20 protein-coding genes and 2 pseudogenes are annotated in these 22,620 nt (G+C 60.1%); 15 read left to right on the forward strand and 7 right to left on the reverse strand.

Annotated elements, in window-relative coordinates; all coding sequences use genetic code 11:
• Positions 1 to 36 precede the first annotated feature (36 nt).
• Positions 37 to 1,035 (forward strand): ABC transporter permease, encoded by a 999-nt coding sequence (locus NKH93_RS29420; RefSeq protein WP_352974498.1) that lies wholly within the window; start codon positions 37 to 39, stop codon positions 1,033 to 1,035.
• Between the two features lie 563 nt (positions 1,036 to 1,598).
• On the opposite strand, the gene NKH93_RS29425 is transcribed toward NKH93_RS29420, so the two are convergent.
• The gene (locus NKH93_RS29425) at positions 1,599 to 2,207 is read right to left on the reverse strand and encodes a hypothetical protein (protein ID WP_352974401.1); all 609 of its coding nucleotides are present in this window, start codon (positions 2,205 to 2,207) and stop codon (positions 1,599 to 1,601) included.
• Between the two features lie 473 nt (positions 2,208 to 2,680).
• On the opposite strand from NKH93_RS29425, the gene NKH93_RS29430 reads away from it, so the two are divergent.
• The 8 genes from NKH93_RS29430 (at position 2,681) to NKH93_RS29465 (ending at position 12,617) form a co-directional block, all read left to right on the forward strand.
• Positions 2,681 to 4,534 (forward strand): thiamine pyrophosphate-binding protein, encoded by a 1,854-nt coding sequence (locus tag NKH93_RS29430; RefSeq protein WP_352718713.1) that lies wholly within the window; start codon positions 2,681 to 2,683, stop codon positions 4,532 to 4,534.
• 99 nt (positions 4,535 to 4,633) lie between these two features.
• Complete coding sequence (locus NKH93_RS29435) at positions 4,634 to 5,509, forward strand: carbohydrate ABC transporter permease (RefSeq protein ID WP_352901173.1); 876 nt, start codon at positions 4,634 to 4,636, stop codon at positions 5,507 to 5,509.
• Positions 5,487 to 6,392 (forward strand): carbohydrate ABC transporter permease, encoded by a 906-nt coding sequence (locus NKH93_RS29440; protein ID WP_352974407.1) that lies wholly within the window; start codon positions 5,487 to 5,489, stop codon positions 6,390 to 6,392. The genes NKH93_RS29435 and NKH93_RS29440 overlap by 23 nt, the downstream gene beginning before the upstream one ends.
• Before the next feature lie 4 nt (positions 6,393 to 6,396).
• Positions 6,397 to 7,560 (forward strand): ABC transporter ATP-binding protein, encoded by a 1,164-nt coding sequence (locus NKH93_RS29445; RefSeq protein WP_352718709.1) that lies wholly within the window; start codon positions 6,397 to 6,399, stop codon positions 7,558 to 7,560.
• Between the two features lie 115 nt (positions 7,561 to 7,675).
• A complete protein-coding gene (locus NKH93_RS29450) occupies positions 7,676 to 8,956 on the forward strand; it encodes an ABC transporter substrate-binding protein (protein WP_352974417.1) in 1,281 nt (426 codons plus the stop codon).
• Between the two features lie 69 nt (positions 8,957 to 9,025).
• A complete protein-coding gene (hisD, locus tag NKH93_RS29455; protein WP_352502282.1) occupies positions 9,026 to 10,342 on the forward strand; it encodes a histidinol dehydrogenase in 1,317 nt (438 codons plus the stop codon).
• A gap of 53 nt (positions 10,343 to 10,395) precedes the next feature.
• Complete coding sequence (locus tag NKH93_RS29460; RefSeq protein WP_352901182.1) at positions 10,396 to 11,982, forward strand: GMC family oxidoreductase; 1,587 nt, start codon at positions 10,396 to 10,398, stop codon at positions 11,980 to 11,982.
• 89 nt (positions 11,983 to 12,071) lie between these two features.
• Positions 12,072 to 12,617, forward strand: a complete 546-nt coding sequence (locus NKH93_RS29465; RefSeq protein ID WP_352502284.1) for a VOC family protein — start codon at positions 12,072 to 12,074, stop codon at positions 12,615 to 12,617.
• 242 nt (positions 12,618 to 12,859) lie between these two features.
• On the opposite strand, the gene NKH93_RS29470 is transcribed toward NKH93_RS29465, so the two are convergent.
• From NKH93_RS29470 to NKH93_RS29495, 6 genes and pseudogenes are all read right to left on the reverse strand, one after another.
• Positions 12,860 to 13,960 carry a Gfo/Idh/MocA family protein gene (locus NKH93_RS29470; protein ID WP_352974430.1) on the reverse strand — a complete coding sequence of 367 codons (1,101 nt, stop codon included), beginning with the start codon at positions 13,958 to 13,960 and terminating at the stop codon, positions 12,860 to 12,862.
• A 2-nt stretch (positions 13,961 to 13,962) separates the two neighbouring features.
• Positions 13,963 to 14,862: a sugar phosphate isomerase/epimerase family protein gene (locus tag NKH93_RS29475; protein WP_352502286.1), complete on the reverse strand. Its 900-nt coding sequence runs from the start codon at positions 14,860 to 14,862 to the stop codon at positions 13,963 to 13,965.
• Between the two features lie 147 nt (positions 14,863 to 15,009).
• Complete coding sequence (locus tag NKH93_RS29480; RefSeq protein WP_352502287.1) at positions 15,010 to 15,822, reverse strand: helix-turn-helix domain-containing protein; 813 nt, start codon at positions 15,820 to 15,822, stop codon at positions 15,010 to 15,012.
• A 295-nt stretch (positions 15,823 to 16,117) separates the two neighbouring features.
• The gene (locus tag NKH93_RS29485; protein ID WP_352974503.1) at positions 16,118 to 16,798 is read right to left on the reverse strand and encodes a hypothetical protein; all 681 of its coding nucleotides are present in this window, start codon (positions 16,796 to 16,798) and stop codon (positions 16,118 to 16,120) included.
• Positions 16,799 to 16,821: 23 nt separating this feature from the next.
• On the reverse strand, positions 16,822 to 17,388 hold the full coding sequence (locus tag NKH93_RS29490) for a hypothetical protein (protein WP_352974507.1): 567 nt from the start codon (positions 17,386 to 17,388) through the stop codon (positions 16,822 to 16,824).
• Between the two features lie 213 nt (positions 17,389 to 17,601).
• Positions 17,602 to 17,733, reverse strand: a pseudogene (locus NKH93_RS29495) (aminoglycoside phosphotransferase); the annotation flags it as partial.
• Between NKH93_RS29495 and NKH93_RS29500 the strand changes: the two are divergent.
• The 6 genes and pseudogenes from NKH93_RS29500 to NKH93_RS29525 all read left to right on the forward strand — a co-directional run.
• Positions 17,733 to 17,909: pseudogene (locus tag NKH93_RS29500) on the forward strand (IS21 family transposase); the annotation flags it as partial. The pseudogenes NKH93_RS29495 and NKH93_RS29500 sit on opposite strands and share 1 nt — an antisense overlap.
• The gene (gene istB, locus NKH93_RS29505; protein WP_352974434.1) at positions 17,899 to 18,711 is read left to right on the forward strand and encodes an IS21-like element helper ATPase IstB; all 813 of its coding nucleotides are present in this window, start codon (positions 17,899 to 17,901) and stop codon (positions 18,709 to 18,711) included. The pseudogene NKH93_RS29500 and the gene istB, both read left to right, overlap by 11 nt.
• A 171-nt stretch (positions 18,712 to 18,882) precedes the next feature.
• On the forward strand, positions 18,883 to 19,704 hold the full coding sequence (locus NKH93_RS29510) for an alpha/beta fold hydrolase (RefSeq protein ID WP_352502288.1): 822 nt from the start codon (positions 18,883 to 18,885) through the stop codon (positions 19,702 to 19,704).
• Positions 19,705 to 19,767: 63 nt separating this feature from the next.
• Positions 19,768 to 20,073 (forward strand): UBP-type zinc finger domain-containing protein, encoded by a 306-nt coding sequence (locus NKH93_RS29515; RefSeq protein ID WP_352928564.1) that lies wholly within the window; start codon positions 19,768 to 19,770, stop codon positions 20,071 to 20,073.
• A 24-nt stretch (positions 20,074 to 20,097) separates the two neighbouring features.
• Positions 20,098 to 21,771: an FAD-dependent oxidoreductase gene (locus tag NKH93_RS29520; RefSeq protein WP_352974440.1), complete on the forward strand. Its 1,674-nt coding sequence runs from the start codon at positions 20,098 to 20,100 to the stop codon at positions 21,769 to 21,771.
• 280 nt (positions 21,772 to 22,051) lie between these two features.
• Positions 22,052 to 22,615, forward strand: coding sequence for an HdeD family acid-resistance protein (locus NKH93_RS29525; RefSeq protein ID WP_352502291.1), 564 nt, complete (start codon positions 22,052 to 22,054; stop codon positions 22,613 to 22,615).
• The last annotated feature ends 5 nt before the right edge of the window (positions 22,616 to 22,620 follow it).

Consider the following 22,620-nt stretch of genomic DNA (forward strand, 5'->3'; position numbering starts at 1 on the left):
AACTGTACGATGGGAAAAGACACAACAGCCGCCGCCATGCCTGAGTACCGTGGCGGCCTTGGCGGTTGGCGAAAACCTCAGGAGCTCAATATCTTCCTGGTCCTGGTGGGGATCGTTGTCCTCTGCGAGGTGTGCGGCTGGCTGTTGATCGGGCAGAGTTTCGTCTGGAATCCGCAGCGCCTCACGATCACCATCCTCCAGGTGTCCGTGGTCGGGATTATCGCAATCGGCGTGACGCAGGTCATCATCACCGGCGGCATCGACCTTTCTTCGGGGTCCGTCGTGGCGGCAAGTGCGATGCTGGCGGCTGGGTTTGCCCAATCCGCGGAATGGTCGAAAGCGCTTTATCCTTCGTTGACCGATCTGCCGGCCATCGTCCCGATCGGCGTTGGTGTCCTGGTCGGTTTGATTGCAGGGATAACCAACGGTGTTTTTGTCGCCTATGCCCGGATCCCGCCGTTCATCGCAACGCTCGGCATGATGGTTTCAGCTCGGGGCATTTCGAAATGGTATACAAAAGGCCAGCCCATTTCGGGGCTGACCGATCAATTCACCGCCATTGGCTCGGCTGCATGGCCGGTGTTCGTCTTCATAGTCGTCGCCATAATCTTCCATGTTGCGCTTCGCTACACCCGCTACGGCATGTACACCTATGCCATCGGCGCGAACGTCCAGGCAGCGCGGGTCTCCGGCATAGATGTCGAAAGGCATCTGGTTAAGGTCTACGCGATCGCCGGAATGCTTGCCGGTCTCGCCGGCATCGTCACCGCGGCGCGCGCGCAGACGGCTCAGTCCGGCATGGGATACATGTATGAGCTCGATGCGATTGCCGCAGCCGTGATCGGCGGAACGTCGCTTGCCGGCGGGGTGGGCCGGATAGGGGGCACCGTAATCGGCGTGGTGATCCTGGGCGTGATGTCGTCAGGCTTCACGTTTCTGCGGGTCGACGCCTACTACCAGGAAATCGTCAAGGGCCTGATCATCGTCACGGCCGTGACCATTGATGTCTACCGGAATCGGCAGAAACGCTCCTAGATCGAGCCCGCTCGCGGGCGCCTACTCCAAAACAATAAAAGCCGCCAGATAAAAATCACAAAGGCAGGAATGTTTCCGCAAGCGCAAGAAGACTTCAGGTCAATTCTGAAAATTCCATCGATGGAGATCGAAAATGCAAATAAGAGCACTGCACAGCTTGACATTGCAGCATTTTGACTTCGGCGCACTCGCCGAATGCGTATCTCAAAGGTGGCGATATCTGGCCAGGGTTCACGACTTTGCTCGTCGCCTTGTTGACAAACATGGGGCGGGCCGTGCGTCGGATCTTACAAAAGGGGCCGCCGCCAGAGCGTCGGGGAGGCGCGGGGCGATCCTGCGGGCCATTGCCGAGTCAGTGAACGATCTGACGCGGTTGGACATTTTCTACCATTGACTGGACGGTTCGAGCTTACGGCAAAAACCGCCCACAGTCGCTCACCACGCAACGATCAACTCAGCCGATCGGGTGCAGTTCTATGGCCAACCAAACCGCATCGGTGTCGGCGAAATAGCGATGCCATGGATATTTCCACTGGTTCGTTCCGCTGACCCGGCAAAACGCCTCATGGGTAAAGCCCGGCGCCATGAGGACATCTTGATAAAGCGTCGCCTGGTCGTTCTGCCGGAATTTCTGCATGCGGCCGGTTCCGAATATCTGCGTGTGGATCTCCAGGAAGGGATGGTTTGTCGTGAATGAAGCAGTCGGTTTCAGCAGGTGACCACCAGAGGTTCAGTTTGAGCACGAAGCGCTGCATTTGCCGTTCCACGGCGACCTCGCCTGTAAAGAACAGCGGGTCGAGCTCGACTTCGCCGATCGTGTCCTGCGGCGAGATGAAGAGCGGGGTCTGGCGCGGGAAAGACCGGATGCGGTTGCCGAGCCAGTCCCAGCCGCGGAACATGACGCCGCCCAGGTCGACTGTCTTGCAAACTTTCAGGACAGCGATCCGGCCGCTCTGTTCGATCGTCGCTTTCGACAGCATAGCCGAGCGCCACGGCGCAATTGAAGTCTTGATCGCATCGTCGATGATCAGCCGGTCGCTCGACAGGTTGACGACGATGCTGCTTTCGACGTGCAGGCCGGCGCCATTTTCGAAGAAATCGGCGGCGACGAAATCGTCCGCGAAATTCAGAGATCGATGCTGCAGCAGGCCGGTGCCCCGATGAACACTCATATCGTTCCTCCACCCATCGCGACCGTAGGGCGATGCCGTCCTGCGACCGCTGTCGCCATGTCACATCGACTGACGATCAAAAGGACAGAAAGGGCGGGCTTCAGCAATTTCGCAGACGCCCTTCGATCAGCGCGATCTGACGCAATGCCTGCGTCACTGGCTGGCATTGCCCTGTCAGCGGCAATGGTCGAGCCGTCGATCCAACAGCGGGCAGAGGGTCTGGCGCCGAAATTTCAACGGCCGATTTGGTTTCGCTTCGCAAGCCCGGCGCCATCGCAGAACGGGCGGCAGCATAAGCTGACAGCATTTTACGCACTGGCAGCTTCAGCTTGCGTCACATTAGACATCATTGAGAAATTGCGAGTTGGCTGTCGGCGAAGTCATATCGCAGGACAATCAGCCGATCCGGACCGACCTCCCAGAGGAGTGGTCGTGCATACCGGAGGCAAGCCAGAAAAGAGCGGAGCAAATGCATGCCGGCGCACGAAGACGTGCGACGGCCGACCGCTGACGAGGGGAGTTCTGCAGACATGAAGCTTACTGGCGGCCAGGTCATCGCGACCGCATTGAAGAAGTACGGCATCAAATACGTGGCAGCCATCCCGGGGCATGGATGCTGGGCGATGCTCGATGCCTTCCTGCAGAAGGGCAGCGAAATCCCGGTCATCCAGGTGATGCATGAGCAATGCGCCGTCCACATGGCCGATGGATACTGGCGCGCCTCGGGCAAGCCGATGGCGGCGATGACTTCGATTGGACCCGGTGCCGCTAACACCATCATCGGCCTGGCGACAGCCTACGCCGACTCGACGGCGGTGCCGCTCTTCACCGGCGGGCCGGCGACGCATATGCGCGGCCACGGGGTCATGCAGGAGCTCGATCGCCACCGCACCAATTTCTTCCCGCAGATCGCCAGCGGCGCCGTCAAACGATCTTTCGAAGCTGGTCGCGTCGATGAATTGCCCTTCATCATGCATCGCGCCTTCAACGCCATGCTCAGCGGTCGTCCGGGTCCGGTGCATGTCGAAGTGCCGATGGATATCCAGTCGCAGGCAGCCGAGGTGGACATCCACGACCTAGATCTCAGGATGGCGATGGGCCGCGCCCGACCTGACCAGCGGGCAGTCGAGGCCGCCGCCGCGGCGTTGCTTGCGGCAGAGCGTCCGGTGATCGTGGTTGGCGGCGGTGCCATCACGGCGGAAGCAGCACCGGAAGTGAGGAAGTTGGCCGAAAAGACCGGCGCCGTGGTTGTCACGACCTGGAACGGCAAGAGTGCCTTCCCGGAAGATCATGTGCTTTTCGCAGGAGCGGTAGGCCAGACGGGAACTTCGGCCGGCAACAATATCGCTGCCGGGGCGGACCTCGTTGTTTCCGTCGGCTGCCGCTTCACCGATTGGTCCGCGTCCAGCTGGCGCAAAGGCGTCAGTTTCTCGATCCCGCCGGCGAAGCTTGTCCACATCGACATCGACCATCAGGAGATCGGCAAGAATTACCCGACTGCGGTCGGGCTTGTCGCCGACGCCAAGATGGCGCTTGCCGATATCATCGATGCCATTTCGTCCGAGCAGTCAAAGAAGACGCTTGCCCGGCGGGAAGCATTCCACAATGCGGTCGCTCGTGAGAAGGCCGATTGGGAAACGCAGCTCGCCGTACGTCGCGACAGCAACCAGTTCCCTTTCACGACGCAGCGTCCGCTGAAGGAACTTCGCGAAATCATGGGTCGCGAGGACATTCTTCTGGTCGGCTCAGGCAACACGCAAGGCGTCGTCAAACAGACCTATCCGGTTTACGAGCCACGCACGCACATCACCTCCGGCAGCTACTCCTCGATGGGTTGGGCGCTGCCTGCTGCCCTCGGCGCCAAGCTCGCCTGCCCGGACCAAAAGGTCTGCGTCATCCTCGGTGACGGCGACTTCATGATGTCGATGCAAGAGATGGCGGTGGCAGCGATGCACAACATCCCGATCGTCATCGTCGTACAAAACAATTCCGGCTACATGTCGATCCGCGGCGGACAGCGCAAGATCCTCGGCCGCCATGTCGCCAGCGAATTCAATATGGGCAATGGCGGCGCCTACTCGCCGCAATTCGCTGAAATTGCCAAGAGCTTCGGCATCGACTCCTGGCGCGTCGAGAGCGCCGACAAGCTGAAGCCGGCCCTCGAAGCTGCATTTTCCTGCGGCGGCCCAGCGCTCGTCGAAGTGCCGACGGCGCGCGATGCGGCAGGCGCTTTCGTCCCAGGCTGGTGGGACTTCCCGATCCCCGCCTATCACGACGAAGGTCAGGACGACTATTGGCGAGAACGTGCGCAAGAGCAGCATCTTTGACCGCATGGTCAGGGCAGCAGCTACAATACCGCCACCAAACCTGAGAGGCGCAAGAGCCACGTGACGACGAATAGCCCCCGAGCAACGATCACAGAAATTTTGACCGGCTGGCCCTCGAAATCCTGGCTGGTGTTGCTGCCGACTTTGCTGGTCACGTTGCTGGTCGTCTACGGCTACATCCTGTGGACGGTCGTCGTTTCCCTGACCTCGTCGCGCTTCTTCCCCAAGTACGATTTCGTCGGCATCGAGCAATACGCAAAATTGTGGAAGGCTGATCGCTGGCAGATCGCGGTCGACAATCTTTGGATCTTCGCATCGCTCTTCATCGGCCTTTCAGTTGTTGCCGGCCTGGTGCTTGCGATCTTCCTTGACCAGAAAGTGCGGCTCGAGAACGTCATCCGCAGCATATACCTCTACCCGATGGCGATCTCCTTCATCGTCACCGGCATCGCCTGGAAATGGATACTCAACCCTGGCCTCGGCATCCAGAAACTGGTGCGCGATATGGGCTATGTCGATTTCAAGTTCGACTGGCTGATCGACCCGAAGATGGCCATCTACACCATAGTGCTTGCCGCCTTCTGGCAGTCCTGTGGTTTCGTCATGGCGATTTTCCTGGCGGGCCTGAGAGGTGTCGACGCGGAGCTCTTCAAGGCAGCTCGCATCGACGGCGCTGGCCTACCGAGAATCTACTGGTCGATCGTTCTGCCGATGCTGCGCCCGGTCTTCTTCAGCGTCATCGTCATCCTGCTCTACCAGGCGCTACGCTCGTTCGACCTCATCGTGTCTCTGACGAATGGCGGTCCGGGGTTCTCCAGCGATCTGCCGACGACCTTCATGTACCAATACACTTTTGGACGTGGCCAGCTCGCTCAAGGCGCCGCAAGCGCGGTGATGATCACGATGACGGTGATCGCCATCATTGTCCCTTACCTCTATTCGGAAATACGCCATGAACGCCGCAACGCTCGCTAGCCCGGTGCCGCGTTCGGCGGCGCGTATCGATGTCGCACGAGTCCTGGGATGGACCGCGGTCTACTTCACCCTTCTCATCTTCGTTCTGTTCTTTGTCGGGCCATTGTTCGTGATGATCACCACGTCGTTGAAATCGATGGAGGAGATACGTCTCGGCACTTTGGTCGGCATCCCGCGCCACCCAACCATTCAGCCCTGGATCGATGCGTGGTCGAACGCGTGCGTGGGAGTCGAATGCACCGGCCTCAGCCCATTCTTTCTCAACACCATCTACCTGGTCGTTCCGGCAACGCTCATTCCCACGGCAATCGGCGCACTCAACGGCTACGCCCTCACGCAGGTCAATTTTCGCGGGCAGAACATCGTCTATGCGATCATCTTGTTTGGCTGCTTTGCGCCCTACCAGGCAATTCTGATTCCGCTTGCTCAAACACTCGGCAAACTCGGCCTCGCCGGCACGATCAACGGCCTGATCCTTGCACACGTCGTCTATGGTCTGCCGTTTACGACGATGTTTTTCCGGAACTTCTTCATCTCTGTGCCAAGCGATCTCGCCAAGGCCGCCAGGATAGACGGCGCGGGTTTCTTTCAGACATTTCGCCACGTGATGCTGCCGATGTCGCTGCCGATCATGGTGGTGGTGATCATCTGGCAGTTCACCAGCATCTGGAACGACTTCCTGTTTGGCGTGGCTTTCACCTCGGGACGAAATGTCCCGATCATGGTGGCGCTCAACAACATCGTCTCGAGCAGCACCGGAGAGCGTCCGTACAACGTCGACATGGCTTCGGCCATGCTCGCCGCGTTGCCGACGCTCCTCGTCTATGTGTTCGCCGGAAAGTATTTCGTCCGCGGTCTGATGGCCGGATCTGTAAAGGGGTAGGGCCGTGGCACAACTCAACATCCGCAGTCTTCACAAGTCCTACGGCAACCTCCCGGTGCTCGAGAACATCGACATCGAGGCAAGGGACGGCGAATTCCTCGTATTGCTCGGCCCGTCGGGTTGCGGCAAGTCGACCCTGCTCGGCGCCATCGCAGGCCTCGAACCAATCAGCAGCGGCGACATTCTGATTGACGGGCGCTCGGTCGCCAGACTTGAGCCAAAGGATCGCGACATCGCCATGGTGTTCCAATCCTATGCGCTTTATCCGACGATGACGGTTCGCGATAATATCGCCTTCGGCATGAAAGTGCGCGGCGTGGCAAAGCCAGAGCGCGACAAGGCGATCGCCCGTGTCGCGGAGACGCTGCAGATCGGCGCTCTGCTTGACCGGAAGCCGGGTCAACTGTCGGGTGGTCAGCGGCAGCGTGTCGCAATGGGCCGCGCGCTCGTGCGCTCGCCCAAGATCTTCCTGTTTGACGAGCCGCTATCGAATCTGGACGCAAAGCTTCGCGTCGAAATGCGCGCCGAGATCAAGAAACTCTACCAGCGTCTCTCAGCGACAATCGTCTACGTGACGCACGACCAGGTCGAAGCGATGACGCTTGCGACCAAGATCGTGGTGATGAAATCGGGGGTGATACAGCAGATCGGCTCGCCCGACGAAATCTACGGCCGCCCCGCCAACACCTACGTCGCGGGGTTCATTGGCTCGCCGCCAATGAACCTGATCCCGGCTCGCATGCGTCGAAAGGATGGCCGTGTGCTGCTTGAAATCGAGGGCGCTGGCGACAAACCGATCCACCTTGCGATCTCGGGTCCTGCCAATCCATCTGCCGCCCCAGAGGGGACGGCGGTCATTGCGGGTATCCGCCCCGAGGCGATCTTTCTGCCGCACGAGAAAAATCATGAACACACCCAGAAAGTCGATGCGGTGGTCGACCTTGTCGAGCCAACGGGCTCCGACACTTTCGTCACGCTTACCCTTGGCGGCAACAAAGTCATTGCGCGGTGCCATCCGAAATCGGCGCTGAGGGCAGGCCGCGAAACCTTCCTGGTCGATATCGATGGCATCCAGATATTCGACGTCAACACAGGCATGCGCATCGAGCAGGCTGGAGAGGACGCGGGCATGCCACCGATCGACGTGACGCGGTTCGCGACCGGGTAGATCAATCCAGGGCCTTCGAGGCAACACGCCACAACCGACAATGAAAAAGGCGGCAGACGTTTCGGCGCGTCTGAGCCTTCGTGCACCAATGTCTGCCGAACAAGGAGCAACCATAATGAGCATCAAGGGGAAGCGGAAATATTTCGGGCCAGTTCTGCTGAGTGCAGCGGCCGTCGCGTCAATGGCAATCAGCATACCGGCCTACTCCGCCGAAAACGAAATCGAGGTCGTCCATCAATGGACCGCCGCGGGCGAAGCTGCGGCAATGAAGGTGTTGAAGGACGCTGTCGACGCGCAGGGTCTCAAGTGGGTGGACTCGCCGATCGCCGGCGCCGGCGGCAAGAACATGACACAGGCGCTGCAGGCGCGCTTCGCGGCCGGCAATCCGCCCGCCGCATCGCAGATGCCAGGTCAGTTCGTCTTGGAATATGCGCAAGCCGGTTCTCTCGGCGATCTGTCGGCAACCGCTGAGAAGGAAGGATGGGAAAAGCTCGTCGCTCCCGCTCTGCTCGACTACATGAAGGTCGATGGAAAGATCGTTGCGGTGCCGCTCAACCAGCGGCGCGAGAACATGCTCTGGATCAACAAGAAGGTTCTCGACCGGTTCGGCGGAAAGGTACCGGAAAGCTGGGACGAGTTCCTGACGCTTGCCGAGAAGATCAAGGCGGGTGGGATAATACCGCTGGCGCTGGGTGGTGACGACTGGCAGGAGGGCGAAATCTGGACAGACATCCTGATCGGCCAGGCCGGCGTCGACTTCTACAAGAAGGCAGTGATGGCGACCGACCACGCAGCCATCAAGAGCGACACGATGGTCAAGGTGTTCGACACCTTCCGCAAGGTGCTCGCCTATGCCGACCCCAACCGCGCCGGCACCGACTGGGCGATCGAGACGGGCAAGGTGATCAAGGGCGAAGCCGCAATGCAGTTCCAGGGTGACTGGGCAAATGGCGAGTTCGTCGCCGTCAACATGAAGCCTGGCGTTGACTATCTCTGCACGGCGGCGCCCGGACACGGCCACACGTACGTCTTTCTCACCGACTTCTTCGGCATGTTCAAGCAGCCGAATCCCGAAGCGCAGAGGAAGCAGGAAATTCTCGCCAGCGCGGCGATGTCGATCGAAGTTCAGGAAAACTTGAATCTCAAAGGTGGCTCTATTCCGGCCCGACTCGATGTACCGCGCGACCGGTTTAATGACTGCTCCAAACAGGCCTTTGTTGACCGTGAGGAAGGCATGAAAGACGGCACGCTCATTCCCTCGTTCGTCGAAAACAATGCGCTGCCGCGTGACATTCGTGCGCCGTATATGGACGTCATTACACAGTTCGCAAATACGCCCGACATGACCTCACAGCAGGCAGTCGACAAGCTTGTCGAAGGGTTGGGTTCCCTCTGACGCCCCTCGGACGCCGCCGTGCGAAAACCGGCGGCGTCGCTTCATACCAACTGGAAAGACGAGATGACCATGGCACGCCATTTGAAGCGAGCAGACGAGAACTTGCGCCCCGCTGTGTTCGAAGGCGAACTGCGCGCGACGGTCGAGGCGATCATCACCGACGTCGCAGAGCATGGTGACGCGGCGGTGCGGGCGCTCTCGGCGAAATTCGACAGCTGGGACCGTGAAGATTTTCGCCTGAGCGAGCAGGAGATCGAGGATTGCCTGTCCCAGCTTTCGATGGGTGAACTCAGCGATATCCGTTTTGCTCAAGCACAGGTGCGCAATTTTGCGGAGAAACAAAGGGCGTGTCTGCTCGACCTTGAGGTCGAAACGCTGCCGGGCGTTTTCCTCGGTCACAAGAACATACCGGTCGAGAATGTTGGCTGCTACGTACCGGGAGGCCGCTACCCATTGCTTGCTTCCGCACATATGTCGATCATCACGGCAAAGGTGGCGGGATGTCCGCGGGTGATCAGTTGCGCGCCGCCCTTTCGAGGCAAGCCGGCGCCGGCGATCGTGGCCGCACAGCATCTGGCGGGCGCCGACGTCATTTATTGTCTGGGTGGCGTGCAAGCCGTTGCGGCGATGGCCCTCGGCACCGAGACGATCGCCTCCGTCGATATGATCGTAGGCCCCGGTAACGCCTTTGTCGCGGAGGCCAAGCGGCAACTCTTCGGGCGGGTCGGCATCGATCTCTTCGCAGGCCCGACCGAGACGCTTTTGATCGCCGACGAAACCGTGGATGGCGAACTTTGCGCGACCGATCTGCTTGGCCAGGCCGAACATGGCGTCGATACCCCGGCGATTCTGATCACGAATTCCGAAAAACTCGCTCGAGACACGCTCAACGAGATCGATCGGTTGCTGGCCATCCTGCCGACGGCGGCGGTCGCGGCCAAGGCGTGGGCCAATCATGGGGAGGTCATTCTGTGCGAGGACGCAGTGGAAATGCTCCAGGTGGCCGACAGGATCGCCAGTGAGCACGTGCAGGTGATGACAAGGGATGACCGCTACTTCCAGGAGAATCTCACCAACTATGGCGCGCTGTTTCTCGGGCCGCGCACGACGGTCGCCTATGGCGACAAGGTGATCGGCACCAACCACACGCTGCCTACGAAGCTTGCGGCGCGCTACACTGGTGGGCTGTGGGTGGGCAAGTTCCTCAAGACCTGCACATTCCAGCGCATCGACACTGACGCTGCTTCCGCGGAAGTCGGAGCCTATTGCTCGCGTCTGTGCATGCTCGAAGGCTTCGTTGGTCACGCGGAACAGGCCAACATCCGTCTTCGGCGCTATGGCGGCTTGAATCTGCCCTATGGGACCGGCGCCCGGCGCTACGCCTAATTCGGAGAGGAAATCCGTTCTCACGCGTGGCGCTACTATTGTTTGGAGGGAGTATGGTCGATTTCATCGTGGTTGGAGGAGGGTCTGCCGGTTGCGTGGTGGCTTCCAGGCTCAGCGAGAATCCCGATGTTTCGGTGCTCTTGCTTGAACAAGGCCCCCGAGACAACAGCCCCTACATCCATATGCCGGTCACCTACTACAAGACCGCACAGGGCAATCTGCTGCAGCGCTTTGAGCAGGTCCGCAGCGAGGCGGACAAGCATCTTGGCGCTCAAACAATGGTCCAGCCCAGGGTTCTTGGTGGAGGCAGTTCCGTCAATGCCATGCTCTACATTCGAGGCGCGCCGGACGACTACGAACGCTGGGTGGAGCAAGGGGCCACGGGTTGGTCCTACAAGGAGGTCTTGCCGTTTTTCAAACGCTCCGAGGACAATGACCGGCTGTCCAACGAAGCTCATGGTGAGGGCGGCCCGCTGGGCGTCTCGGATCCCTGCTATGTCCACCCGCTGAGCCGTTCATGGCTGAAAGCCTGTCAGGAGGCTGGCCTTGCCTTCAATGCGGATTTCAACTCCGGGGAGCAGGCTGGATGTGGTTTCTATCAGCTGACAATTCGCAACGCCCGGCGCTCGAGTGCAGCCGTTGCCTTTCTGAAGCCGGCGCAGAGGCGATCAAATCTGAAGGTGCGAACAGATTGTCGCGTCTTGCGCATCGTCTTCAAACAGGGACGCGCCGTAGGGGTAGAGATAGCCGACGGGCAACGGACGTCGACTATCTATGCCGATCGTGAAGTCATCATATCCGCGGGAGCGATCAACTCACCCCACCTGCTGATGCTTTCCGGCGTCGGTCCCGCGGCGCATTTGCGATCCTGCGGTGTCGACGTGGTGCACGATTTGCCTGGTGTCGGACAAAATCTCTGTGATCATGTCGACATCTATATGACCTATCAACTGTCGGGACCCTACAGCTACGATCGCTACAAAAGCCCTCTGTGGCAGTCTTGGGCAGGCCTGGAGTATCTGCTTTTCCGACGCGGGCCGGTTACGTCGAACGTCATGGATTCGGGGGCGTTCTGGAGCTCGAGCCAATCCACCGATCGGCCGGATATTCAGTACATATTCCTGTGCGGCAGCGGCATAGAATCCGGCGCCCCGGTTCCTGGCGGGTTCGGCTGCACCTTGAACGCGACCCACATCCGACCGAAGTCCAGAGGATGGTTGGGGCTACGAAGTTCCGACCCCGCGCAGCCTCCGCATATCGTGCCCAACTATCTTTCCGAGCCTTCCGATCTCGGTTGCCTGGTCGAGGCAGTTCAACGCGGCCAAGAGATCATGTCCCAGAAGGCGCTCTCAAAATACATCGAACGTGAGCATATGCCGGGCAAGCAACTTATGACGAAAGCCGATTACGAGCAGTACATACGGCAGTATGCGCAGTCGTCCTTGCATCCCAGCGGCACCTGCAGAATGGGGACCGACGACCTCGCCGTCCTGGATCCGGAACTACGCGTCCGCGGCCTCGACGGCCTGCGCGTCATCGACGCTTCAGCGATGCCGTCCGTGGTGTCGGGCAACACGAATGCTCCGACAATAATGATCGGGGAACGAGGGGCGGACTTTATCTTGCGCTCATTGACCTGACACGCCGGTTGCTGCGCCTTTCTGCCACCATTCCATGAAGGCGGCGCGCCGGGAAACTTGATCTTTCGGATTCAAAAAAGGAGACAGACATGAACAATCAGACGAAGGGCCTCCCTGGACTGGCAGGGATCGATCACGCCGGTTTGGTGGTGCCGAACATGCAAGAGGCGATCGCCTTCTTTCGAGACATCATCGGATGCGAATTCATCTACTCCGGCGGATCGTTGAAGGACGACACCGGGAATTTCATGCAAGACAAAATGAATATCCACCCGCGCGCACACATGAAAGAGGTCGTCTTCATGCGCTGTGGCAATGGGAGCAACATTGAACTTTTCGATTTCGAGGCCCCTGATCAAAAGACAGTATTCCCCCGAAACAGCGACATTGGCGGCTATCATCTGTGCTTTTATGTGGATGATATCAACGCAGCCAGCGAACATCTCCGCAGCCATGGGGTTAAAGTCTACGACAAACCGGAGTTCGAAAAACACGGTCCCGGAGCGGGCGAGTCGTGGGTCTATTTCGAAGCGCCATGGGGCCTTCAAATGGAACTTATCAGCTATCCATCCGGCAAGGCCTATGAGGCAAATGCAGGAATGCGGCTGTGGAACCCGACACAATCTAGCCACTAGGTCCACCGCTATCTATCCGCCACCCCGATCCAAATCGGGTTCGATTGCCTCCCAAGGCGAAGTGCGCTCCGTAGTCCGGACAGCCCGGCTGCGGGGCGCATTTGTGTGTGCAGATGGGCGGGCGCAGAAGAACTGGGCGGCGACGAGTGCCCTCCGACTTGTCCACAAACTACTCCACGACCCAATCGCGGATTCAGTCAGTCAGATGGCTTGGATTGGGCGCACCCGAGCAAGTGTCGCCTTCAGACAAACGGGTCCGCGTCGACCCGTCGCCCCAGCATGAAGCAGTCGGAGACCAGTTGTAGCGGCGTTGAATCTACATCCGATTTCCCGGACTTCAACAGCTCGGCGAAATGGGCATAGATGCCTTCGTATTCCTGGGACGATGAACCGGCGAGAGTAACCTCGCCATTAACACGGAGTTGCGTCCCGCCGTTGCTCAGCTGAAGAGTCGTGCCTTCGTTGGTTTCGACGTCTATGTCCCAGGATGGTTCACCGGTTTGTTGCCAGTCGAGTTCGGCGGTCAAATCGGCGTCAATCCCAATGGGCGACTTGAAGCGAATGGAGGCAGCAATGGGTGTTGCCTTGTTCGACGGGATCATCAGGAGCGCATCGGCTACAAGGATCGGAACCGGCATGATTTTCGAGATGATGGAGAATGCGTTGATGCCAGGATCAAACACGCCGAACCCGCCTGGCTCCCAGATCCATTCTTGACCAGGGTGCCAGTAGCGGACGTCCTCCTTCCACGACACATGCAGACGGCGGACCGTCAAACCAGCAAGGAGGCGTTTTGCCTCGTCGACCGCCGCGTTGTGTTGCGAATGCCATGCTGTGAAGACAATGCGTTTGTGGGCGGCAGCATGGGCCAGCAGTGCCTCCAGTTCACCGATTGTCGATGTCGGCGGCCTCTCGAGAAGAAGGTGAAATCCGGCGTCGATTGCTCGGTGTGCGATATCGAAGCGCGGTTTCGGAGGCATACACAGCGTGACGGCATCGAGTTTGATCCCGCTTGCGACGAGTTCCGAAAAAGTCTTGAAGGTTTTCACATTTCCGTAAGAGCCGCGCGAACTGACTACCGCTGCGAGGTTGAAGTCAGCGTTCTTGGCAGCTACCGGCAGATGCTGATCCTGTGCGATCTTGCCCAGGCCTACAACGCAAATTTGAATTGTCACAAATCCTCCTTCCAAATGGCCGAGTTTTTCGTCGCCATCGTTTGCACCGCTGTTAAGGAATGCCAGATTGGAGCCTGATTGGGTCGCTCTTGCCGTTTCAACGAAACACCTCGTCCAGTCAGTGAGTGGGGCGTGGCGTCGGGTCGAACCCGTCGAGCCTTTTCTCAAGCTCAGACCGCCAGACCTGCGGCCAGAAGCACGTTTCGTGTCGATTCCGCAGACTTGCGCGCCACGTCCTCGACGCTCATTGACGTGAGCGTAGGCGAAAACACCTCGGGTCCGACCTGGTTGAGGCCGCCTGTGTCCGCCAGGATTCGCAGGATTTCGGCATTCGGGAATTCACCGTCGCCAGGAAACTGGCGGTCGTAGCAATTGTCTTTGATCGTCACCCCCTTCGGCAGCGCCAGAGGGCCATCGTTGACCTGCACGCAATGGATCATGTCGCCGGGGATCGTCTTGAGGAGCCCAATGTCGGAGCCTCCGCGCACGAAATGCCACACGTCGAACACCAGCCCGCCATTCGACGCGCCGGAATCACGGACGACATTCCATGCCATTTCCAGCGTTGGAACGCCCCACAGCGGGATGAATTCGAGATCACACTTCAGGCCATGCGCAGCCGCGCGGGCGCAGATCGCCACATAGTGCTCCGTGATCTCGTCTGTCGACATTGCATTCAACGGAAAGGTGGCGTTCAGGCTCGCATGGGTGCAGCCGAGCGCGTCGGTCAGGCGAAAAAACTGGTCCGGTGGCGTGTTAACTGTGGCGATGTAGGCCTCGTCCATATTATCCGGGCGCCAGATCCGCGGCCAGGTGTTCAACGGGTCGAGCCGGGTGATGCGCACACCATGATCCGCGGCCTCCGCGACGATGTCCGATGCCGGTTTGCCGCCCTCGATCAGTCTCTCGACGTCACGCGGCATGAGCGACAGCTCCTTGAAGCCGGCAAGTTGCGTCGCCCGGAATTTGTCCGTTAAAGACAGATGCGCTACGTTCGAGAACGGCATCATGTAGGAATTGACGGTTCTCGACATATGCGGCTCCGGCACGTCTGCGATGGTGCTTACCATCTGCACCCACCAACTGGCGTGGACGCGCGCGGCTGACAGGCATCGACGGCAGCTGACTTCACCCGCAAGCAGCGCTCAGCGCAATTTCGCAGGCGGCATGACACTTGAGCACTCTGACGCACTTCGCTTGAGCGGTGACGGTCAATCTCAAATGGAGTCTATCGTCGACGTTCCGGATGTAAGATAGGTGATCACTTCCTTGGGTATCGAAGCGTCGCTCGGTGAAAGCACCGTGGCACGGCGCAGGTCGCCTTTCCGAGTCTTCCGGTCTCCCACAAAATGCATGGCCACCTTTTGCGCAACCGGCTGTCGCACCATGCTCGCCGCGATTCCGCTGGTTACCCCGAACATGAACTTCTTCGAATTTCGGTCGATTGAGGCGAGATTGCTGAATGTCATCTCGTTACGTTGGATGGTCTCGAAATCGATTGAGAACAGGCGATTGGAAATATAGAAACTGAATCCGTGGTATTTGAAAATATAGTCAATCTTATTAGAGCCATCGAGGTTCGGGAACCGTTCAACGTAGCTATGCATCAATATCCCGTCTTTCGAATAGAGATAAAATATTGACCTGAGTATCTGACCTTTGTAGATCGAGGAGTAGTGGTAGCGTTCGTAGGCCCCAAGAAAATCTGCCGCGTCTGTCGCATTCGCGGACAGTATTTCCGTGATAAACATCATCATCTTAGGCGATTTTTGTATCCGCTTGAACAGATGGAAGTGGTTTCCCTCGACAAGCGATTGAAAGTCATGCGGATTGTATGTCATGACATCGACGCTCAATCCGAAGAAATTCGCGATCAAGCGGAGATTCTTCTGCGACGGCGCGTGAGTTCCGGCGAGATACTTATTGAATTGCTGACGATTGATGCCCAACTTTCGGCATGCTTCCGATACGGTGCCGTGCTGCTCGCATAGAGTTTTAAGATTATCGGCTAGGTTCGCCTGCTGGTTCATCGCGGTTCTCCTGCTGCGCTCTGCGCTGAGCGTTGGCAGCGATATGCCCTCTATTTTGAAGCTTGGTTGCCGCGAATTGACGCTAGATTACACCGCAGTCGCGTCAGTTTGAATAGCGCACGGTTAGTTGGTGTGACAAAAAGTGGAGGTCGTGTATCACGTCCCGTGTGGCCTCCCGCAGCCTGTGTCGTCCGTGACCTCGCCATTCCATTCGCCGCCGACAACGTCGGACTCGGCGGTGGTGATGGGGCAATCTACCCGTTTTGAGTGTCGGATAATCTGCAGTCTGGAATTGTCAGCGCATATCCAGATCCAGCGTGCTGATCGCGACCAGCCGGTCGTAGACGATGTCGGTGCGGCCCACTGGTCCGCGAATGTTTCCCTCCAGGAAATGGTCGAAGTTTGGATCAGCGAGCAGCATGGTAACCTGTTCGGCGATGTAGGCCCGGATCTCCGGCTCGCCGTTTGCGATTTCCTCGACGATCTCCTCCCGCCCGTCGACCAAAAGCAGAATGTCCTCGGCATCGCGGCTGGCGATGAGATCGCCTTGGCCGCGTCCGCGGTATGCCTCCAACTTGGTCGCGACAAACAGCTGCGGCGTGAGGCGCCGGATCTCGAGCGCCTCCTCCAGCTGTTCTGGTACGGCCGTCGCGATCCCCTCTGCGTACCAGCGATTGCTGAACCCGAGGATCGCCTCGTCATCCGGCATGAAGTCGACCTTGAGCTCGCCGAGTTTCATACGGCAGATGACGGAATCGTCAGCCGCCTCGGTGAAGCCGCGTGCGCGCAAACGCTCCGTCAGCTCGACCCATTCTGCGAAACCAGCGAGATCGACGATAAGGTCGACATCATCGGTCGCTCTCACCCCTTCGAGAACGATGGGGTCAGTAATGTAGAGCGCGGTCGTGCAGCCGCCGACGAAGACCAGGCGCGCGCGCAACTCCTCGCCGAGTGCCTCGGCGACGGCCTTCAACATGGCCTTCAACTGATCTTGGACAGTCATCCCAGCCTCTGCGCGAGCAGGTCGGCGGCGAGCTTGCTTTCGCGTTGATTGCCGACGCGGATCGCGTCGATGAGGGCCAGATAGGCGTAGAGCCGCCTGTCTTTCTCGCAGGCCTCCGGCACGCTTTTGAACAGCGGGTCGACCGACTGACCCATTTCTTTTGCATGCGCGTAGGGCCAAACGAAGATGAGATTGCCAGCGCTGTGCAGGGATTCACGTAGCACGGGGGCCGCGAATGCCGTCGGCAACCCGCGCTGCATGGCGCCTGGTTTCGCCGGAAAGACGAATTTCACACCGTGGACAATGAACTCGCGGAGAAGGCGCCGGCTCGGTTTCGGCCGGTCTGTCTTCCTGTCCTTGATCGCGAGGCCCGCCGCCATGCTGCGCTTGAGCGAAGCGCCGATCTCCGTCTTGCTGATTCCGAGGGCTGCCTCGAGTCCGCGCACAGAATAGGGATCCTCGCCCGCGGCTAGCCCGAGCGGCGTAGATTCGTCACCGATATCCTTTGAGTAGTCCTCCAAGCTCGCCAGCTTGAGCAGAACGACAACATCCTGGCTCTTCATCATGTCCTCTGTCCTCGGACAGAGGACACCTAATCATCGTACACACTGAGTGTCAACGATCACGGCTGCAACTGGTGGTCTCGGCGGTGGGTCGACCGTTTCCACAACCGCTCGGCATGCCGCTAGCAACCGCAGTCCTCGAGTCTCGTCCTCAGTCCCGGGACAGTGGACAAGCGCGGATCGATCCCGCGCACCACAACGGGTTAATACTCCGAGGTGCTGGAGGAGCCCGGTCTCCAAAGCCAGATCAGCGTCGCTCCGCGTGCCAAGGCGGGCGGCTGCAAACCACCCACCGACTTGCACGCTCCAACCCTCATTGGCGACTCCGCCAGTGAGCCGCTCCAGGCGTCCTAACCAAGACGCACGTGTTGAACCTGCTGCACCGCCTGGTTGACGGCAAAGCCATCACGCCGCCGACCATCGATGCGCCCCAAGCCCTGATGCTGACCAATGAGCCAAAGGTCAATGTCGAGCGCTATGACGCTCTGCGCAAAGCCTCGGAGGCCCGCCATGCGTCATAACCCCGCCGCCGGCGCGATCATCATCATGCTCAAGAGCCTCAAGATGCACGGCATGGCCCAGGCCGTAGGCGAGTTGACCGAGCAAGGTGCTCCGGCCTTCGAGGCTGCCATCCCGATCCTGTCGCAACTGCTCAAGGCCGAGACGGCGGAGCGTGAGGTTCGATCGACAGCCTACCAGCTCAAGACCGCCCGCTTCCCGACCTATCGCGACCTCAATGGCTTCGACTTCTCCAGCAGCGAGATCAATGAGACCCTGGTGCGCCAGCTTCATCGCTGCGACTTCCTCAAGGAAGCCAATGACATCGTTCTGGTCGGTGGCCCTGGTACCGGCAAGACCCATGTCGCCACCGCCATCGGGGTGCAGGCCATCGAGCATCATCAGAAACGCGTCCGCTTCTTCTCGACCGTCGAGCTGGTCAATGCGCTCGAGCAGGAGAAAATGCAGGGGCGAGCTGGTCAGATTGCCGGCCGCCTGGCTCACTGTGATCTGGTCATCCTCGATGAGCTCGGCTACCTGCCGTTCAGTGCCTCAGGCGGCGCCTTGCTCTTCCACCTGCTCAGCAGGCTTTACGAGCATACCAGCGTGGTCATCACCATCAATCTCAGCTTCAGTGAATGGGCCAGCGTCTTCAGCGATGCCAAGATGACGACGGCGCTGCTCGACCGGCTCACCCATCATTGCCACATCCTCGAGACCGGAAACGACAGCTTCCGCTTCAAGAACAGCTCGGCCCATGCGCCGCCAAAACCGAAGGAGAAACCCAGACCCTTGACCACCACATTTGACCAAGAACACAATTAAAAGGCGGGTCACTTCTCAGTGGAAAGCCAGGGTCACTTCTCGGCGGAAATCAACAGGCATACACAAGTATGATGCCACGAACCACTCGTAGAATGGTGCCAAATCATCGTCTGGCCGATGCTCTCCCTATCAACCGGCCGCACCGGCGGGTTCGCGACAGTGGAGAGCAAAATGAGCATTTTTCAGGTCACCGACGGCACGGCAATTTCCTACACCGACTGGGGCACGGGTCAGCCGATCCTGTTCTCGCATGGCTGGCCGCTGGCCGGCGACGCGTGGGCGCCGCAAATGCTGTTCTTTGCTTCGCAGGGCTACCGCGTGATCGCCCATGACCGCCGCGGCCACGGCAAATCGGGCCAGCCATGGGCCGGCAACAACATGGACCAGTATGCCGACGATCTGGCCGAGCTGATCGAGGCGCTCGATCTCAAGGACATGATCATGGTCGGGCACTCGACCGGCGGCGGCGAGATCGCCCATTACGTTGGCCGGCACGGCACGGCACGGGTCGCCAAGATGGTGCTGGTTGGTGCCGTGCCGCCCTTGATGCTCAAGACCGAAGCCAATCCCGAGGGTACGCCGATTGAGGCGTTCGACGGACTCCGCAAGGGAACGGCCACCGACCGGTCGCAGTTCTTCAAGGACCTGTCGATGCCGTTCTACGGCTTCAACAAGGAAGACGCCAAGGTCAACCAGGGTCTGCGCGACACCTTCTGGCGGCTGGGCATGCAGGGCAGCATCAAGGCCGAGTATGACTGCATCCGCGAATTCTCCGAGGTCGACTACACCGAGGACCTCAAGAAGATCGACAAGCCCACGCTGGTCGTGCACGGCGATGCTGACCAGATCGTGCCGATTGCAGCGGCCGGCCTCAAGACGGCCAAGATCGTCAAAGGCGCCGAGCTCAAGATCTATCCCGGCGCGCCGCATGGTCTGGCCGAAACCGAGGCCGAAAAATTCAATGCTGACGTGCTCGCCTTCATCAGGGCCTGATCAGCGCCCGGGGCCACGCAGCCGCTGCGTGGCCCCTTTCTTTCGGCCCCAGGAGAGACTCCCATGTCCAGCCATTGCACGCATGTACAGACCATACGCGAGGTGACGCCCGGTAGCCGCGGCTGCGAGGAGTGTCTTAGGACCGGGCAGCGCTGGCTGCACCTGCGCATCTGTCGCACCTGCGGCCATGTCGGCTGCTGCGATCAGTCGCCCGGACGCCATGCCACCGCCCATTTCCACCATACCGGTCACCCGATCATCGAAGGCTATGACCCGCCCGAGGGCTGGGGCTGGTGCTATGTCGACGAGATGATGATCGATCTGCCTTCCCAGACGCCGCAGCTGGGGCCAATCCCCCGCTATTACTGAATTATTGCCAAGAGGGTTTGGGCCATGGCTACCAGCGAGACCACTGAGGATCGACGCTTTCCCACCCTGACGGCTGATCAACTCGCTGTGGTCGAGCGGGGGAGCGGCGGTGCCCCGGCAACATTGACGCCAGGTGCCCTGGCCTATGCAGTGGGCGCGACAGACGCGCCTGCCTGGTTCATCGTCGCCGGCACGATGGACATTTTTTCGCATGCGGGCCTCGACGATGAGCGCCTGATCCAGACGCTTGGCCCCGGGCAGTTCAGCGGGGAAATCAACCAGCTGACGGGGCAGCCGACGCTGGCCGGCGGCCGCGCCGGTGCGCAGGGGTGTCAGGCGGTGCTATTGACGGCGGCGCAGGTGCGGGAGCTGGTGATCGGTTCGGCCGATATTGGCGAAACGGTGATGCGTGCGTTCATGCTTCGGCGGGCTGCGCTGATCGACGCCGGCAGCGGGGGACCGATCCTCATCGGTGATCCCAATAGTCCGGACATGGTGCGCCTGCGTGGCTTTCTGGCCCGCAATGGCTTTCCCCATGTCGTGCTGGACGTATCAGTTGATGAGAGGGCTCGGGCCTTCGTTGCGCAGATGCAGCCCGGCGGGGCCACTCTGCCGCTGGTGGTCTGCGCCGACGGCAGCACGCTGCGCTGTCCGGACGACGCTGCGCTGGCGCATTGCATCGGCATATCGCCGACCATCGACACGGACGTCGTCTATGACACAGCCATCATCGGTGCTGGTCCCTCGGGACTGGCGGCGGCGGTCTATGCCGCGTCAGAAGGGCTCAGCGTAGTCGTGCTGGAGGCCAATGCCATTGGTGGGCAGGCCGGCGCATCGGCCCGAATCGAAAACTATCTCGGCTTTCCCAGTGGCATTTCCGGCCAGGCGCTGGCCGGGCGCGCCTTCAGCCAGGCGCTCAAATTTGGCACGAAAATAGCGCTGGCGCAGTCGGTGACCGCCCTGAAGTCTCTGACGGATGAGCGCCTGACCGCCCTGACGTTGTCTGACGGGCCGGTCATCCGGGCCCGGACCACGGTGGTGGCCTCCGGGGCGCGCTATCGCCATCCACCGCTTGCCAATCTCAAGACCTTTGAGGGGCGCGGCATCGCCTACTGGGCGTCCCCCATTGAAGCCAGGCTGTGCGAGGGCGAGGAGATTGCGCTGGTTGGCGGCGGCAATTCCGCTGGCCAGGCTGTGGCCTTTCTGGCGCCGCGGGTGAAAAAGCTGCATCTGGTGATCCGCCGGCCCGATCTGACGGCCACCATGTCGCGCTATCTGATCGACCGCATCGCATCGCTGCCCAATGTGGTGCTGCATGCCAGCTCCGAGGTGTCGGGGCTGGAGGGCGATGAGGTCGCCGGGCTCGATGCAGTGGTCCTGCGCCATCGGAAGAGTGGGCAGGACAGCAGGCTGGCGCTGCGACACCTGTTCCTGTTCATCGGCGCCGATCCCAACACTAGCTGGATGGACGGCTGTGTCGAAACGGACAGCCACGGGTTCATTGTGACGGGTGCGGGTATGGCTGCCATCCCGCCGCCGGCCGGTCGTTTGCCGCTGGAGACCTCCATGTCGGGCGTGTTTGCCATAGGCGACGTGCGGGCAGGCTCCACCAAGCGCATTGCTGCGGCGGTCGGCGAAGGGGCTGCCGTAATCGCCCAGATCCATGCCGCGCTGGCTGCCCGCTCTTCTGCCCCTTGATGGGTCAAAAGCCGTCCGGCCTAACCGATGCTCGGCAGGCCTTGCGGCCTGGCGACCCTCCTGCCACGGCGGGCGACCCATACCTGCGTATGGGGCAATCAAACCAAGACACGTCCGGGCCGCCTACACGTATGACAGACCCCACGATGGTGCCCATGCGATCCTTGTAGTCATCGAGAGGACGGTATGTCGGGGCGGAGTTCATCGCCGCCGACGCGGGCTGATCGCGGGTACGCATTGCACCAGACCGTCCCTCCAACCCTTGAAGACAGGAGATGAAATGGACGACATATCCACCTCAACCGCCAGCAGCATTGTTTCCGACAAACCCCGCAACGGCCGGATCTGGCTGGCTACGCTGGGCTTGGCCCTGCTCGTCGCCGGTCTGCTGGCCAGCGCAAGCCTGATGCTCGCAACCGTCTTTTCGATCATCTATATTGCCGCAATGATGATCATTGCCGGTCTTGCGCAGGTGGGCTTTGCCTTCACCGCCCCGGGCTGGCAGGCCAAGATCCTTTGGACGTTTGGCGGCGTGCTCTACACCGTCGCGGGCGTTTTGGCATTTACCAACCCGCTGCTGGCCAGTGCCGGGTTGACGTTGCTGATCGGCGTGTTGCTGGTGATTGGCGGCGCATCCCGCATCGGCTCGGCCGCGCTTGAACACAAGGGCAGTCCTTCCTGGTCGCTCGCTGCCATGGGAACGGTGACCGCCTTGGCTGGTCTGGCGGTCCTTCTGGCATGGCCCGGGGTCAGCCTGTGGCTTCTGGGCGCCATCCTGAGTGTGGACCTGATCTTCCAAGGGCTCAGCGCGCTGGGCATGGCCTGGGCGCTGCGCCAGCGGTAGGCAAG

Source organism: Mesorhizobium sp. M0954, from assembly GCF_040319155.1.
GTDB lineage: Bacteria > Pseudomonadota > Alphaproteobacteria > Rhizobiales > Rhizobiaceae > Mesorhizobium.